The organism is Roseibium sp. MB-4, assembly GCF_053005265.1.
The window spans coordinates 2305499-2320331 of record NZ_JBRKQB010000001.1 but is presented as its reverse complement, the minus strand read 5'-3'; the positions used below and the strand labels follow the sequence as shown (position 1 = coordinate 2320331).

At 56.2% G+C, this 14833-nt stretch carries 15 protein-coding genes and 1 tRNA gene; 9 read left to right on the top strand and 7 right to left on the bottom strand.

All coding sequences use genetic code 11. The annotated features are described in order from the left end of the window. Positions 1-201: 201 nt before the first annotated feature. From ACVDG4_RS10760 to ACVDG4_RS10745, 4 genes are all read left to right on the top strand, one after another. Positions 202-591 carry a phasin gene (locus tag ACVDG4_RS10760; protein ID WP_133948536.1) on the top strand — a complete coding sequence of 130 codons (390 nt, stop codon included), beginning with the start codon at positions 202-204 and terminating at the stop codon, positions 589-591. A gap of 348 nt (positions 592-939) precedes the next feature. Beyond that, positions 940-1449: a phasin family protein gene (locus tag ACVDG4_RS10755; RefSeq protein WP_133948534.1), complete on the top strand. Its 510-nt coding sequence runs from the start codon at positions 940-942 to the stop codon at positions 1447-1449. 183 nt (positions 1450-1632) lie between these two features. After that, positions 1633-1709 (top strand) — tRNA-His (locus ACVDG4_RS10750). Positions 1710-1854: 145 nt separating this feature from the next. Beyond that, entirely contained in the window at positions 1855-2370 is a 516-nt protein-coding gene (locus tag ACVDG4_RS10745; RefSeq protein WP_447235034.1) for a hypothetical protein, read from the top strand. A gap of 2 nt (positions 2371-2372) precedes the next feature. Here ACVDG4_RS10745 and ACVDG4_RS10740 read toward each other — a convergent pair whose 3' ends face one another. The 4 genes from ACVDG4_RS10740 to ACVDG4_RS10725 all read right to left on the bottom strand — a co-directional run bounded on the left by ACVDG4_RS10740 (position 2373) and on the right by ACVDG4_RS10725 (position 4924). Beyond that, on the bottom strand, positions 2373-2678 hold the full coding sequence (locus ACVDG4_RS10740) for a GNAT family N-acetyltransferase (protein WP_447235033.1): 306 nt from the start codon (positions 2676-2678) through the stop codon (positions 2373-2375). Positions 2679-2843: 165 nt separating this feature from the next. Continuing rightward, positions 2844-3548, bottom strand: a complete 705-nt coding sequence (locus ACVDG4_RS10735; protein WP_447235032.1) for a pirin family protein — start codon at positions 3546-3548, stop codon at positions 2844-2846. A 142-nt stretch (positions 3549-3690) separates the two neighbouring features. Then, positions 3691-4248, bottom strand: coding sequence for a DUF3291 domain-containing protein (locus ACVDG4_RS10730; protein ID WP_447235031.1), 558 nt, complete (start codon positions 4246-4248; stop codon positions 3691-3693). A gap of 118 nt (positions 4249-4366) precedes the next feature. Further along, positions 4367-4924, bottom strand: coding sequence for a DUF3291 domain-containing protein (locus ACVDG4_RS10725; protein ID WP_447235030.1), 558 nt, complete (start codon positions 4922-4924; stop codon positions 4367-4369). Between the two features lie 244 nt (positions 4925-5168). Between ACVDG4_RS10725 and ACVDG4_RS10720 the strand changes: the two genes are divergently transcribed. From ACVDG4_RS10720 to ACVDG4_RS10710, 3 genes are all read left to right on the top strand, one after another. Further along, a complete protein-coding gene (locus ACVDG4_RS10720) occupies positions 5169-5996 on the top strand; it encodes a sulfite exporter TauE/SafE family protein (protein WP_447235029.1) in 828 nt (275 codons plus the stop codon). 128 nt (positions 5997-6124) lie between these two features. Beyond that, a complete protein-coding gene (locus ACVDG4_RS10715; RefSeq protein WP_133948524.1) occupies positions 6125-6826 on the top strand; it encodes an AzlC family ABC transporter permease in 702 nt (233 codons plus the stop codon). Beyond that, positions 6819-7139 carry a branched-chain amino acid transport AzlD family protein gene (locus ACVDG4_RS10710; protein ID WP_166672684.1) on the top strand — a complete coding sequence of 107 codons (321 nt, stop codon included), beginning with the start codon at positions 6819-6821 and terminating at the stop codon, positions 7137-7139. Before ACVDG4_RS10715 ends, ACVDG4_RS10710 begins: the two co-directional genes overlap by 8 nt. Here ACVDG4_RS10710 and ACVDG4_RS10705 read toward each other — a convergent pair. Beyond that, on the bottom strand, positions 7136-8677 hold the full coding sequence (locus tag ACVDG4_RS10705) for a bifunctional aminoglycoside phosphotransferase/ATP-binding protein (RefSeq protein ID WP_447235028.1): 1542 nt from the start codon (positions 8675-8677) through the stop codon (positions 7136-7138). The genes ACVDG4_RS10710 and ACVDG4_RS10705 overlap by 4 nt on opposite strands. A 126-nt stretch (positions 8678-8803) precedes the next feature. Between ACVDG4_RS10705 and ACVDG4_RS10700 the strand changes: the two genes are divergently transcribed. Together ACVDG4_RS10700 and ACVDG4_RS10695 are read left to right on the top strand one after the other, a co-directional pair. Further along, entirely contained in the window at positions 8804-9184 is a 381-nt protein-coding gene (locus ACVDG4_RS10700) for a hypothetical protein (protein ID WP_008193842.1), read from the top strand. 189 nt (positions 9185-9373) lie between these two features. Next, entirely contained in the window at positions 9374-11038 is a 1665-nt protein-coding gene (locus ACVDG4_RS10695) for a thiamine pyrophosphate-binding protein (RefSeq protein ID WP_447235027.1), read from the top strand. A 67-nt stretch (positions 11039-11105) separates the two neighbouring features. Here the strand turns inward: ACVDG4_RS10695 and ACVDG4_RS10690 are convergent, their stop codons facing one another. Both ACVDG4_RS10690 and ACVDG4_RS10685 read right to left on the bottom strand, forming a co-directional pair. Beyond that, on the bottom strand, positions 11106-13838 hold the full coding sequence (locus tag ACVDG4_RS10690) for a bifunctional acetate--CoA ligase family protein/GNAT family N-acetyltransferase (protein ID WP_447235026.1): 2733 nt from the start codon (positions 13836-13838) through the stop codon (positions 11106-11108). Positions 13839-13954: 116 nt separating this feature from the next. Next, positions 13955-14788, bottom strand: coding sequence for a universal stress protein (locus tag ACVDG4_RS10685; protein WP_306149827.1), 834 nt, complete (start codon positions 14786-14788; stop codon positions 13955-13957). Between the last annotated feature and the right edge of the window lie 45 nt (positions 14789-14833).

The window sequence follows — 14833 nt, the reverse complement described above, 5'->3', positions numbered from 1 at the left end:
TTCAGCAGCGTTAACACTCTGTTAATACCGGGAAACAGCGTCACCGTCCACGATAAGCATGGTTGCTAAAGGGGTTACATGAAGGCGTGGTTAATCGGCGCATGCGAATTTGCGGCACTGCCATATGCGTGTTACGAATTTTTGGCATGGAAATATCTCACGAGATCACGTCCTATCCATTTTCGATATCCAAGGAGCGCAATGATGACTGCTGACAAAACGGGCTTTGAAGTGCCAGAACAAATGCGTGACTTTGCCGAAAAGAGCGTTGACCAGGCGCGCAAGGCTTTTGATGATTTCATGGGGGCCACCCACAAGGCCGTAACCAATGTTGAAGAGAGCGCCAACGTCGTTCAGGCCGGGGCAGCAGATGTCAACAAAAAGGCGCTTGGATATGCAGAAGAGCATGTGAATGCGGCCTTCAAGTTCGCGCAGGACCTGGTGAAGGCATCGAATGTCGAAGACATGATGAAGCTGCAGCAGGACTACCTTCGGACCCAGATGGAATCCCTTGGCGAACAAGCTCGTGAATTCTCCAACTCCGCGACGAAGGCTGTCTCTGACGCCACCAAGGCCGCTCAGAAAGATTAAGTCCCTTATGAGTGTCTGATTGACGCTGGCGCAGGTTATCTGCGCCAGTCAGTGTTGGTCCGAACCCAACTATTTGTGATCGTATCAGAGTCGGCTCTGTCCCCGGCCTTTTCTTCGTGGCTCGTTCAGGCGATATGTGTTGACGCGTTTATTGCTAGCCATGACTGCACCCGGTCAAAAAACTCCCGAAGACGCAACGGAAATTTTATTGTGCACTGCAAAAAAATATTGCAATGCAGCAAAAGATGTCCTATGTAGGGAATGCGGATGACGACAGGGTCCGTCGGGAGATGACCGGCGGAAATCATATTCACCAATGATCGCATCCGAACTCTAGGAGATGAGATCATGACTGACACGACAACTGCTACCAAAACAGCTTCTAAAACCCGCGCAACCAAAGCAAAGGCCGCACCGGCTGCTGCTTTCCCGGATTTCGAAGCATTCGCAATGCCGAAAATGGAAGTTCCGGCTGCTTTCCGTGAAGCAACCGAGAAGAGCATCGAGAGCGCACGTGAGACCTACGCTAAGGTCAAGACTGCTGCTGAAGATGCAACCGATCTGATGGAAGACACTTTTGAAACTTCCCGTCAGGGCGTTGTTGAATTCAACCACAAGGCCGTTGATGCTGCCAAAGTCAACGCCGACGCTGCCTTCACATTCATCAAGGACATCATGTCCGTGAAGACCCTGGCAGAAGCCATCGAGCTGCAGTCCACGTTTGCACGTCAGCAGTTCGACAGCCTCAGCGCTCAGAGCAAGGAAATGCAGGAACTGGCAACCAAGCTGGGCACCGACGTTTCCGCTCCGGTTAAAGAAGCTATGGAAAAAACCTTCAAAGACATGAAGGTAAACTAAGTCTATCGGCACATGGTGCCTGGACTGCGTATTGTGCCCGGAGCTGAAAGTTCCGGGCATTTGCTTTTCAACAAGCAAAAATTTCTGAAAATTGACGCTTGCCGGTCCGGCAAAACGGCGTTAGAAGACGCCCTTGAAATTGGTGGACGGAAGCTTCGCACCGTGCCAATTTAAGGACCTTGTGCAGACGTAGCTCAGTTGGTTAGAGCGTCGGATTGTGGCTCCGAAGGTCGGTGGTTCGAATCCACTCGTCTGTACCACTACTCTCCCACACACATATTCTTGTCCTCGATATCCTGATGGGACGCAGAACTCCCTTAACGGAAGCGTGTTAGCTTGCATCTGATTTTTGAGATGCGGCAGTCACATGCGTGTCCGCCCGACAGATTTTCAGGGAGTGAGTTTATGGCGAAGGAACGGCTGGGACTATGGGGCAGATTGATCCGGTTGCCGGGGAATTTGCTTCTGGCCTTGATTAACGCAACGGCCCTTCTGATCATTGTGGCGTGTGTGCTGGCTCTTCTCGTGATGAACAAGGTTGAGGAAACAGGAACCCGCGTTGCGGGGGCGGTCACCGGCGCAACGCTTGCCCGTCTCCAGGTCACACCAGCTGAATTCAAGGATAGTTTGGAAAACCTGGACGCCAGGCTGAGCGAGATTTCCCAGCGCCTGAAAGATCGCGGAGAGGAACCGGACGCCGCGCTTCGAGGCCAGCTCAGTGAGCTGAATGCCAATCTGGTTGGTTTGCGTCAGGCCGCGGAAGGCATTCGGTCTGCGGGGCCGGACATTACCGCAGCCGCGTTTGATCAGGCTGGCGATCTGTTGACAGATTCGCTCTATACCTTACGCGGCTGCGGTGTCCCCACCAATGTGGTTATCCAGGAGGATGCGGACGCGGCCGCACAAGGATCATCCAATTAAGGTCAGCCCTGAAAGACGTCGGCCCATTCGGGGTGTTTTTGCCGTTGGGCATTTACATATGGGCATAGCGGCACGATCTTGATGCTGTTCTCCCGCGCATCTGCCACGAGCCTTTCCACGAGCGCCTTTCCAACGCCCATGCCGCGCATGCTGTCGGGAACGCCCGTGTGATCCGCGATGATCATGTGATCGCTGACAATCGAAAAGGTCAGCTCTGCCGGCTCGTCTATGCCGGCAACTGTTGCAACGTAGCGCCCCTTTGCGCTGTCTTTCGTCAGCGTGATTGTGATTTCGGCGGAATGCGACATCATGAACTCCTTGAAGATTGGCGCGCAGAGTACCTCTGCGCGCGCTTTATAGCGTGTCGTGTTCAATTGAATTCAGACTGCTTCAGGTTTCGCGCACGGGACAAAGCCGAGTGGCAGAGAAACCTGAATCCGTTTGAACGCGACTTTCTCTAGGATGTAGGGCGGTTACGCCGCCAAATCGAAGAGCAGGAACTCAGCGTCTTCCTGAGCGGTCAAGGAGATGGCACCTTGCTCCAGGATACCGAGACCGTCGCCGGCGTTGAGTTGTTGCCCGTTGACACTCAGTGCACCCTTGACGACCTGCAACCAGACCTTTCTGCCTGGGCGGATATCAAATGCAAGACTGCGATCGGCGGAAAGCAGCGACCCATAAAGGTCGAGGTCCTGATGAATGACGAGTGATCCCTCACGGCCATCACGGGACCCGATCAGCCTCAGCGCATTCTGTCGCTCTTCAATCGGGAACGCCTTTTGGTCATAGCTCGGCGCGAGACCATCCTGCTCTGGTACGATCCAGATTTGCAGGAAGTGGACGGGATCCGTGTCGGACGCGTTGTATTCGCTGTGGCGGACGCCTGTTCCGGCTGTCATGCGTTGCAGTTCGCCGGGGCGGATGACGGAGCCGGTGCCAATGCTGTCTTTGTGCTCCAACCCACCAGAGACAACATAGGAGATGATCTCCATGTTCTCATGCGGGTGCGTTGGAAAGCCGGCAGACGGTGCGACACGGTCTTCGTTGATGACGCGTAGCGCTCCGAAACCGATGTAATTCGGGTCGAAGTAGGAGCCGAACGAGAACGTGTGTTTGCTTTTCAGCCAACCGAAGTCGGCATCGCCGCGGGCGTCAGAGGCGCGATAAATCTGGGACATGGTGACGATCCTTTTCATACTTTGGCGGGAATGTCCCGCGCTGCTGGGGCTAAGATCGTCATGCGTACTGTTTTATACAATGAGCCGAGTGTTTAACGATTAGTCATCGTTTTTTGAACAATCACATGGATTGCTGATGGCATCACGCAATATCAGCGATGGCCTGGTTTTCTCTGGCGATGGCTTTTACCCGCGCCGCATCCGGTTTGACGGTTTGGCCATCCGGAGCAAAGGCCTTTTTGAACGAAAACGCCCCGACGTTTGGGCCGTTGTCCATCAAATCCTCAAATCGGCTAACCGCTTCCGTCCAGTCCGGCTGGTGACCAGCCGGGATCCACCACAAGACATATTCCGGGACACAGGGTCTTGCGAGGTGCCATTTGCTGCCCTGCCGATAGGCGTCTCCATGGTGTCCGTGGTAAGTCGCCGCCATGAGGGCCTCGATCGTCTCCCATAAAGACAGGGTGGAGGGTGCCCAGCCGTCACCATTGCTGTTGTCCCAGCATTTGGGAAACACCTGCGGTCCCCAGCTCAACGGACCTTCCTCGCCCTCGTATCCTGAGTGCGCGATGAACCCGCTCGCGTTCTCTATTTCCGCGAACGCGCCGGGCTCGGCGTCGCGAAACCCTTTGATCGCATCCGATTGATAGGGAGCGATGAACTGATTGAATGTATATACGGCCAGGTGATGCGACTGCATTAAATCTCCAATTTTGCGTGAGCATCAAAAGAGGCGTTATGCAAAACATCAATCAAAAATTGCGCGTGGATTAGGTGTTTCTAAACTGGTGTGTCCTGTCAGCATCAAGAGTTCGTGCTCAATCTTGTGTCGGAGCCGGCGTAATTCTCCCTGCGAGCAGCTGTACTTTTTGTGCATCAGGATTCGTTCGCCGTCCCGCCGGATCAAAAACCTGTTTGAAGGAAAAGGCGGACGCGCTCGGACCATTGTCCAGTAGGCCTTGATACCTTCCAACGGCCTCTGCCCAGTCTGGTCTGTGGTCTTCGGGTACCCACCACAAAACGTAAGAGGGGATGTCTTTTGCCCGAATATGCCATTGGTGACCGAGCCGGTACGCATGGCCATGATAGCCGTGATACGTAGCCGCAATCAGTGCTTCTATTGAAGTCCAAAGCGAGAGGGTCACTGGGGCCCAACCGTCGCCGTTCAAATTCTCCCAGCACTTTGGCATGACCATTGAGCCCCAGCTCGCCGGTCCGTCTTCGCCGCGATACCCGGAGCGCGCGATGAACCCCTCGCATTGTTCGACAGCCGCGAAGGCTCCAGGCTCGACGTCGCGATAGGCCTTGTTCCTGTCCGCAAGAAACGGCGCAGCCAATTCATTGAAAGTGTATACGGCAAGGATTTTGGACTGCATTTCAGCTCCGCTACTTAAGCTGCTTCCGGAAAGATATGGCGCGCAATTCAGAAGTGCCAGTGTTGTTGCGTCGTACCGTGCGAACCAGGCTCGGGGTTTAAATGCATATCTATGCCGAACCGGAAACGCAGTTGTGGCCTTTTGTTTCTGACCAAGCTGACTATTGTGCGCGCTGCGGACCGTTTGACTTTCGGCGGGATTTTCGATCACCGATATCCGCTCAGGAATACGACAAGGAGCCTACGTGGAAGATCTCAGTTTTGTTTCGCTCGCTTTGCTGGCGGGCGCGTTGCTTGCGACGGGCCTTGTCGCCGGGATTATCGCAGGCCTCCTTGGCGTTGGCGGCGGCATCGTGATCGTCCCGGTGCTCTATTACATGTTCACCGCCCTGAAGATCGATCCCGCGATCCTGATGCATGTGGCGGTCGGCACCTCTCTTGCAACTATTTTGGCAACTGGTACTTCGTCCGCGCGGGCACACTACAACCGCGGCAGTGTCGATATGGACCTGTTGAAGCGGTGGTGGTGGGCGATCGCGATCGGTGTGATTTCAGGCGCAATGATTGCCGGCAACATGTCCGGCGGTGCGCTGACCCTGGTGTTCGGCGTGGTCGCTCTTTTGGTCTCCGCCAACATGTTGCTGCGCAAAGAAGGCTCTGCACTTGCAGACAAACTGCCGGGATCTCCGATCAAGGAGCTGCTTGGTTTTCTCATTGGCGGTATCTCGGTCATGATGGGGATTGGCGGCGGGACCCTCGGCGTTCCGACATTGACATTGTTCGATTATCCGATCCGCAAGGCGGTCGGGACCGCGGCTGCCATTGGCCTCATCATCGCGGTGCCTGGTACACTGATGTCGATCTTTTTTGGCTGGGGTGCGGAAGGTCTTCCGCCCTTGTCGCTCGGCTATGTAAACCTGATCGGGTTCTTTTTGATCATACCGGCGTCAACCTTCGCCGCGCCGCTTGGGGCGAAAATTGCGCATGCGATTGATCCTTCCAAACTCAAACTGATCTTTGCCCTATTTCTCGGTTTCACCGGTCTTCGCATGATCTACGATGTCTTGATGTGATCCGGCGGATTCAGAAAATTTCTTGATCAAGTTGATGAACAACTTTCATTGGTTCTCTCTAAGCGGATCAGGGACAATGATGGGCAGATGTTCACAAATGATCAGCGCTGGCTGGCAATAGGAATTTTATGTTGGAACGGAATGTCACGCTCAGCTTCAAGGGCTGTGTGCAGGGGGCTTTGCTGTGTATGCCGGGGTTTCCCGGTGTGGTCGCGCTGGGCATGGTTTTTGGAACCGTCGCGGCGCAAAAGGGCCTGACTTTTCTGGAAACGATTATGATCAATTCGCTGGTTTTTGCCGGCGCCAGCCAATTCGTCGCGATGGAAGTTTATAGTGATCCCCTGACCTGGGGCTCGCTAATCGCAATGGTCGGCGTGACCGCTGCCGTGAACATGCGAATGCTGCTGATCGGCGCAAGCCTGCGTCCCTGGCTTGGACAGGTGCCGGCCTACAAGACCTACCCAGCCCTCTATTTCCTGACCGATTTGAACTGGCTCATTTCTCTTTCCGAATACGAGAAGGGGACCCGCGACTGGGGCGTCTATCTCGGCAGCGGTTTGTTCACCTGGACTGTGTGGTCGCTGTCTGTCATCCCCGGCTATTTCGCAGGAAGCCTTATTTCTGATCCCAAAGCTTTCGGCCTGGACGTCATTTTGCCTGCCTTCTTCGCCGCTCTTCTGGTGCCACTTTGGAAGGGAAAACGCCAGACCGTCAGCTGGCTGGTTGCAGGGGCAGTTGCCACAACGACATGGGCCCTGGTCGGCGGGTATTGGAGTATTTTTACCGGCGCAATAGCCGGAGCGCTGGCGGGGGCTTATCTCGATGACTGATGGCATGTTTTCCGCAGATGCAATGTTTATGCTGGCCGTGCTCGGCATGACTGTTGCAACATATACATTACGTGCCGGTGGGTATTGGGTCATGGGCCGTCTTCCTTTGACCCAGCGGGTTCGCCGTGGTCTCGAAGCTTTGCCCGGCGCGATCATCGTTTCGACCATCTTGCCGATCGTGTTGCAGGGCGGACTTGCGGTGGGGCTCTGCCTGATTGTTGCTGCAGCTGCACAGATCAAGCTTCGCAAGGAATACATTGCCGTTTTCTGCGCCGCGGCAGCCGCCGCCGGCATGCGGGCCGCCGGGATCTAGATCACAGACTTGGCCCGCTCCAGCGTTATCTGCGCCGGTCCGCCGGCGTCGATCGTTTCCCAGGACTGGGTGCCAAGATCATAAGTCAGTTGCCGGTCGACAATTTCGGTCGTCGCATCCGATGCATCGCCGGACCGGGCGGCAACGCGGCTTTTGAGCGTATCGGGATCAGCGTCTAGCCAGATGCCGTGAAACTCGGATTCCACCCGGGCGGCTATGGTCTCGATCGCGGCACGTTCGTCCTCGGATGCAAAGACGGCATCAAAAATTGCAGAATGTCCGGCAGCCAGTGCGGTTTGAATATCGCTATCGATAGCTTGGTAGACCTTGTCTGACGCTTCTTTCGTGTAGGCGCTTTGCGGGGCCTTTTCTGTTTCGTAAAGGCCGAGCAGACGTTTGCGTTTGACGTCTGTTCGCAGGACCCGCGCACCTGGTGCGCGGCCGACATCAGGAGCGAGCCCATAGGCAAGTGTGGTTTTTCCGGTGCCGGACAACCCGCCGACAGCGATCAGTTTTGTCGGCGTGGGTTCCAGGAAAGCCAAGGCATAGCCGAAGTATTCTTTCGCCTGGTTTTGCTGATGTTCTTTGGTGACGGGATCGGCTTGATTAAGCGCGGAAGCCGCTGCGATCTTGGATCGGATTGCAGCGCGCATCATCATGTAGAAGGGCAGCGCGGCCAAACCCTCAAGGTGTTCGGGTAGATCGCTCAAGTCCAAATACCGATTGAAGACCCGATTGGCCGCTGTTCTTTGACCACGCTCCCAGAGATCCATCAACAAGAACGCCAGATCGTACAAGACGTCATTTGTCGCGATGGCGTCGGAAAACTCCACAGCATCGAACAAGACCAATGCATCCTCGATCAGTACGATGTTTCGCAGGTGCGCGTCGCCATGACAGCGCCGCACAAAGCCCATATCCCCGCGTCTTAGAATCAGATCGTGAATTGAGGAGAGCGCGGTACGCGAAGCAAGCGTCAGGTGTTGAACGTCGTCCGGCGGGAACAGGTCCGGATGTTCCCGGAAAGCCGTGTCATTTTGCTCTATGTAGGACGTGAGTTCTGCAAAGAAGTCACCGCCTTTGCGAAGCGGGGCATTGGCGTGTGCGTCCACCATCATCTTGGAGAGCTTGTCGCAAAGATCGTTGGAGAACTCGGTGGATTTAGCCAGGATATCCAGCTCGTCCCGGCGTTCGAACCGGTTCATTTCGACAGCCCACTCGACGGGCTCTCCGGTGCCATCCAAGGCCAGTGACCCGTCCCTTTGGCGTGTGATCGCCAACGCGCGCCGGTACACTTGCGGAGCGTTGGCCTGATTGACCGTGATTTCCGCTTTGCAGGCCTCCTCGCGCAGCGCCAATGTCGAATAGTCCAGGAAAGGGAACTTCACAGCCCGTTTGACCTTGTAGGCCTTGGACCCCAAGAGAAACACGATGTTCGCATGCGTGTCGATGCGAACAACATCCGGGCGCGCCGGATCGTCAGACGGAAGACTGTTAAGAAAGGCAAACGCTTCGGTCTGTGTCTCTGCATGATCCATATCGGGTCCTTCATCTGTCAACGCGCAGTCTGCCGCTTAAGGGCGTTCACAGATTTGATTCTTCTCAATGTCAGGCAACAGCGATGTGGCACATATAGATTTCAATGTCAGCATAAGGAGGGCACCATGAGCGACTTTCCAGCTTTGAAAAAGATCAGGCTGAACCTGGCCCGGACGAAAGAGTTCCCGCAAGGCTCGGCGCGCCATGGGTATGAATTCACGGCACCTTTGGACGAGACCGGGCATATCGATGCTGGGCTCTGGAAAAAGGAGCGCGATCATTGCCGTGTCCGGCGGTTCTGGGGCGATGAAGTAGAGGAAATCGGTCACTTGATCCACCGCCCAGGCGGGTCTTGGGCGTTTCACTATGACATCGACGGCGACGACGATGACGAGGCTGGATACCGGTTTGGGACACACGCTTTCACACCGGGTGAATATGTGTCGATCAAGGATGAGGATGGGGACTTGCACACCTTCCAAGTCGTGACGGTTCAATCCATCTGATCTCAACACTGGTTGCAAACAATCACGAAAGAGCGCCATTTTCGGCGCTCTTTTTGTTTTGAATGGGACTTAAGTTTCTTACCAATTGGAATGATCTTATTGCCAATTAATCTGATAATTCCCTCTCACCCGAATGTGTTTGTTACGCTATAGAATGACCATCAGTTTTTTAGGCTCGGGATAATGAACATGACACAGAAAACCGGTGGCCAATTGTTGGTGGACGCTCTTGAACGCCATGGTGCAGAGCGGGTCTATTGCGTGCCCGGCGAAAGCTACCTTGCCGTTCTGGATGCCCTACATGATGCGTCGATCCCGGTCACGGTCTGCCGTCAGGAAGGTGGCGCCGCAATGATGGCGGATGCACACGGCAAACTGACAGGCAAACCGGGGATCTGCATGGTGACGCGTGGCCCGGGCGCCACCAACGCCTCCGCGGGTGTTCATGTGGCAGCCCAGGACTCCACACCGATGATCCTGTTCATCGGCCAGATCGAGCGCGGCATGCGCGAAAGAGAAGCTTTTCAGGAAGTCGACTACCGGCAAATGTTTGGCGGTATCGCCAAATGGGTGGCCGAAATCGATCATGCTTCCCGTGTTCCTGAATTTATTTCCCGCGCGTATCACGTCGCGACCTCCGGCCGTCCGGGACCTGTCGTTCTGGCGCTTCCAGAAGACACGCTCGTTGAACTCGCCGATGCGGCTCAGCCACCGGCCTGGCAACAGGTCGAAACGCATCCGGGACTGTCTCAGATGGCGGATCTGCAAAAGCGTCTCTGGGAAGCGGAACGCCCGATTGCGATTCTCGGCGGAAGCCGCTGGTCAGAAGATGCGGTTGCCGCGTTTACCCGTTTTGCCGAGCGCTTCGATCTACCGGTGGCCTGTTCCTTCCGCCGGCAAATGCTGTTCGACAATCTGCATCCGAACTATGCCGGCGATGTTGGCATCGGGATCAATCCGAAACTGCTGGATCGTGTAAAATCCTCAGATCTGATTTTGTTGGTGGGCGGCCGCTTGTCTGAAATGCCGAGCCAGTCCTACACCTTGCTGGATATCCCGTCGCCGACCCAGCAGCTGGTGCATGTTCATGCTGATCCGGAAGAGCTTGGCCGGGTGTACCGCGCTGATCTTTCCATCAATGCCAGCCCGACCGGGTTCTGCAAGGCGGTCGAAGGCCTCCAACCGCCAGCCGAGCTCAAAGGGGCAGGCGCAGCCGCCAAGGCACACCAGGATTATCTGGAGTGGTCCGGTGCCCGTCCGCAAACGCCGGGCGATCTCCAGATGTCAGGTGTCATGGACTGGCTGGAAAACAATCTTCCTGAAGATGCCATTTGCACCAACGGGGCAGGAAACTACGCCACCTGGCTGCATCGCTTTCACCGCTTTCGCCGGTTTGGAACCCAAGCGGCGCCAACATCCGGATCAATGGGGTATGGCCTGCCGGCAGCCGTTGCGGCCAAGCTGACATTTCCAGAACGTGAGGTTGTTTGCTTTGCCGGCGACGGCTGCTTGCAGATGACCATGCAGGAGTTCGGAACAGCCTGTCAGGACGGCGCCAACATCGTCCTGTTGGTCATCGACAACGGCATGTACGGTACCATCCGCATGCACCAGGAACGGACGTATCCAGGCCGCCCGTCCGCCACCAAACTGGTCAATCCGGATTTTGCGGCGTTGGCCCACTGCTATGGCGCTTTTGGCGAGACGGTGCAAACCACGGATGAATTCGGTCCGGCCTTTGAGCGGGCGCGTGCCTCCGGCAAACCGGCGATCCTGCATCTGAAGCTGGATCCGGAAGCGATTACGCCGGCGGCCAGCCTTTCACAAATCCGGACCGCAGCTCAGCAGAAGTAATCTCAGATCACTTACGGAAAAACAAAACGTCGGGCGATTTTATCGAATCGCCCGGCGCGCCCAGGGGTCAGCTGTCGTCTTCTGGAAGATCGCTGACGGGCAACACCACGTTGGAGATCCCGGGATCGTCGAGGGATGTCGTGATCTTGAAGCCGAGCGCTTGGCACATGGAGATCATCGACGTATTCTCCTTTAGGACTTCACCCTTGATGGTCTGAATCCCATCGGCTTTGGCATACCGGATGATCAGTTTCATGAGGGCCCAGCCAAGGCCGAAGCTCTTCAGGTCCGAGCGGACCATGACGGCATATTCGCCGGTCTGGTGGTCGGGATCTGCGTGCAGGCGGACGACACCCAGAAGCGATCCGTCGTCCGGATCAAGGGCGGTGAATGCCATGGCCCTGGCGTAATCAAGCTGTGTCAGACGGGCGAGAAACCGGTGGCTGAATTCGCGAACCGGAGCGAAGAAACGCAGGCGAAGGTCTTCCGGTGAAATCTGCTCAAAGAATGCCTTGAACATGTCTTCGTCTTCCGGCCGAACAGGCCGGACGAAAATCTGCCGTCCGCCTTTCACAGTCAGTGTTTGTTCCCACTCCTTGGGGTAAGGCGCGATCGCCAATCTCGATCCGCCTGTCCGGCCCGGTTTTTTCTCCGGGTGGCACAGGGTCATACGCGCGTCCAGGGCGATTAATCCGCTCGGCAGCAACACCATCGGATTGATGTCGAGTTCCTGAATTTCCGGAATGTCGATCGTAATCTGAGAGAGTTTGACCAGTGCTTCTGCAAGAGCTGGTTTGTCGAGTGAGGGACGGGACGGGCCGCCGTCCAAGAGGCGTGAAATCCGGGTCCGGTCGATTTGCGCTTCGGCCAATTTGAGATCGAGCGGCGGCAGCTCAAAGGCGATGTCCTCGCTTTCTTCAATAGCCGTGCCCCCTTGACCAAACACAAGCACCGGGCCGAATTCAGGGGTTTCAGCAAGACCAAGATAAAGCTCGAGCCCGTGCCGGTCTTCAAGCATGGGGTGCACGGAAACACCCGATATGCGGGCGTCCGGGTAGTCTTTCTGCGTCTTGGCGATCAATTCGCGCGCTGCGTCTTCAACGGTCGCTGGGTTTTCCAGACCAAGCCGGACACCATCGATCTTTGATTTGAAGGGTAAGTCGGGGGAAATGAGTTTGGCAACGCAGTGTTTGGCCGTCTTGAAAAATGGCTCCGACAAAGCGCCGACATCCTCAGGCTTTTCTGCCATATCGGTCGCCATGATCGGAATGTCATAGGCCGCCAGGATATCGCAGACTTCCTTCGGTGTGAGCCAAATGCGGTCTTCCGCGAGGGCCGCTTCGACGATTGCCCGGGCCTTTGCACTATTCGGCGTAAAATTGGCCGGCAAACTCGGTGGGGCCGCCATCAGGAATTCCCGAGCCTGAGCATCATGCGCCAGATGCATCAGGCTTCGAGCGGCTTCCGCAGGGCTTGCGTAATTCGGCACCTTGGCTTCCGTCAGAACTTCGCGGGTTGCACTGTCGCCGCCGATCAGCCCGGCAACCAGGGCTTTCCGCCGGCCCGGCCGTTTCCGGTCCAAGGTCGCAGCTTCAGCAACGGCCGTTGCCAGGACGGGGAGTGGCTGGAACGCACTTGCGGCCTGCAGGACAACCGCACCATCGACATTCTTGTCTTTCAAGACAGTCATGATCGTTTCCGTAAGATCTTCGGCGGCTGTTGCTTCGCGCAAGATGACGGACGCTTGCGCGGCTGACGTATCGTCCAGATCGTTCGACGGGCCAAGGAACGGCTGCAGGTGTTCAAGCGTCTCCGGGCTCAGCGATGCAAATTGAGCGCCGAGGGCGTCTAGCCGGTCATACGCAAGGTTTGCCAGGCTCCGGCCGTTCGCAATGACAGCAAGGTTCCGGCATTGAGGAACGCGGACATGAGACAGCGTTTCAAGCGCCTCGAACATCTCGTCAAGGTCGTAAACCCGAAGGAGCCCTGCTCTCCGGAACGCGGTTTCATAAACAAGATCCGACTTTGCGAGACGACCGGCGTGCGTCCTGCCCGTCCCGCCTGTATCACGGCTGCGTCCGGAGCGAAGCACGATGACTGGTTTGCCGCGGGCTGCGGCCCGGGCGGCAGACATGAACTTATGCGGAACTGCGACGCCTTCCAGATGAAGGACAATGGCACGGGTCCGATAGTCTTGTGCGAAATAATCAATCAAGTCGCTGACATCGACGTCGATGCGCGCGCCGAGTGAGACGATTGATGAAAACCCGGTGTTGTGGGTCTTAGCCCAGGACAGTGTTGCATTCAAAACAGCGCCGGACCGGGAGAAAAAAGCAATGTCGCCCTTGCCGGGCACTTCGGCACTCAACAGTGCATTCAGCCCCTTTGCCGGAACGGAAATGCCAAGACTGCCTGGTCCGATCAACCGAAGCGTGGTCTTGCGGGCAGCCTCCCGGCAGGCCTGCATGATTGGCTCCGGCCAGTCTTCATAACCGGGCGAGGGGATTAGAACCGCGCGCGTTCCGCGGTCTCCGAGTTCTTCAATCACCTTGGGCAGATGTTCGGCCTTGGCGAGGTAGATCACCAGATCGGGTGCGTTGTCCAAATCGGCCAAAGATGGGACGCTGGTCCCGTTGAACGGCACCGAATAATCAATCTCGACCAGTGTAACCTTGTGTTGGGTTTCGATGGCCTGAAGGCATTCGATGAGCTTGTCTGTCAAAACGCCGGGATGGCGGCAAGGACCAAGGACAGCGATGGACGTCGGTGCAAAAAAACCATCGAGATTGCGGATGGTCACGTCGGGATCCTTTCCCGGTCAACAGCAGGCAAATCGAACACTAGCGGAGATTTAAGACAAAAAAATACCCGCACCCAAAAAAGTTGGGTGCGGGATTGCGGCATATCGACAGGCCGTTAGTGGGCCATAAGCACAGGCACTGTCATGGCTTCCAGAATTTCGCGGGTTGCGCCGCCGAACAGGAACTCACGCATCCGGCTATGCCCGTATCCACCCATCACGACCAGGTCGTTGTTGTTGTCTGTCACATAATTGAGGACCGTGTCCGCAACGCCTGTCTGAGGGTTGGAGACGACGTCGATCGTTACATTCATGTTGTGGCGGGCGAGATAGTTGGCAACTTCCGCACCGGGCTGACCAGCCTCAGAGTTTGCCTTCTTCTCGATGACCAGGACTGTGACCTTGTCGGCCTTTTCAAGCACCGGGATCGAAGCGTGAATGGCCCGCGTCGCCGTCGAGCTGCCATCCCAGCCAATCAGCACGTTGTTCGGCTCAAAAGTTTTGCTGCCGATATAAGGCACCAGCAGAACCGGGACGCCGCTTTCGAAAAGGATTGTTTCGATCAGAAGTTCGCGCATTGGCTCCGGTTTGTCCGGATTGCTCTGGCCAATCACCACAAGGTCTGTGGGCCGGCAATGCGCCAGAACATTATCGAGCGGTCCGCCTGTGAGGATCTCTGCCAAACGGCTTTCGCTTTTGACGCCGGCCAGCCGGGCAAATTCGTCGAATTGGTCTTTGGCGTCTTTCGCTGCTGCGATAGCCTGATCATGGGCTGCTTGAAGATAGTCGACGGGCATCGGAGCTGCGGCAAATGCCGGAACAACCGGTTCAAACGAAACCGCGAGGCCAGTTACATGTGCATCATGAACACGGCCGAACTCCAAAGCATATTTTGCTGCCGGCTGATCGCCCGCCAAATCCAGGACCGTCAAAATATCTTTAATTGGCATAATACCCTCCTATGGCTGGCAGTCAGTTTTGCCCCAGCCTTGTGA

What these genes read in the sequence shown, in the direction of transcription:
- ACVDG4_RS10685 (WP_306149827.1), bottom strand. Translation starts at nt 14,788, where the DNA reads ATGCCAATTAAAGATATTTTGACGGTCCTGGATTTGGCGGGCGATCAG.
- ACVDG4_RS10735 (WP_447235032.1), bottom strand. Translation starts at nt 3,548, where the DNA reads ATGTCCCAGATTTATCGCGCCTCTGACGCCCGCGGCGATGCCGACTTC.
- ACVDG4_RS10715 (WP_133948524.1), top strand. Translation starts at nt 6,125, where the DNA reads ATGTTGGAACGGAATGTCACGCTCAGCTTCAAGGGCTGTGTGCAGGGG.
- ACVDG4_RS10745 (WP_447235034.1), top strand. Translation starts at nt 1,855, where the DNA reads ATGGCGAAGGAACGGCTGGGACTATGGGGCAGATTGATCCGGTTGCCG.
- ACVDG4_RS10705 (WP_447235028.1), bottom strand. Translation starts at nt 8,677, where the DNA reads ATGGATCATGCAGAGACACAGACCGAAGCGTTTGCCTTTCTTAACAGT.
- ACVDG4_RS10760 (WP_133948536.1), top strand. Translation starts at nt 202, where the DNA reads ATGATGACTGCTGACAAAACGGGCTTTGAAGTGCCAGAACAAATGCGT.
- ACVDG4_RS10755 (WP_133948534.1), top strand. Translation starts at nt 940, where the DNA reads ATGACTGACACGACAACTGCTACCAAAACAGCTTCTAAAACCCGCGCA.
- ACVDG4_RS10730 (WP_447235031.1), bottom strand. Translation starts at nt 4,248, where the DNA reads ATGCAGTCGCATCACCTGGCCGTATATACATTCAATCAGTTCATCGCT.
- ACVDG4_RS10695 (WP_447235027.1), top strand. Translation starts at nt 9,374, where the DNA reads ATGACACAGAAAACCGGTGGCCAATTGTTGGTGGACGCTCTTGAACGC.
- ACVDG4_RS10700 (WP_008193842.1), top strand. Translation starts at nt 8,804, where the DNA reads ATGAGCGACTTTCCAGCTTTGAAAAAGATCAGGCTGAACCTGGCCCGG.
- ACVDG4_RS10725 (WP_447235030.1), bottom strand. Translation starts at nt 4,924, where the DNA reads ATGCAGTCCAAAATCCTTGCCGTATACACTTTCAATGAATTGGCTGCG.
- ACVDG4_RS10740 (WP_447235033.1), bottom strand. Translation starts at nt 2,678, where the DNA reads ATGTCGCATTCCGCCGAAATCACAATCACGCTGACGAAAGACAGCGCA.
- ACVDG4_RS10710 (WP_166672684.1), top strand. Translation starts at nt 6,819, where the DNA reads ATGACTGATGGCATGTTTTCCGCAGATGCAATGTTTATGCTGGCCGTG.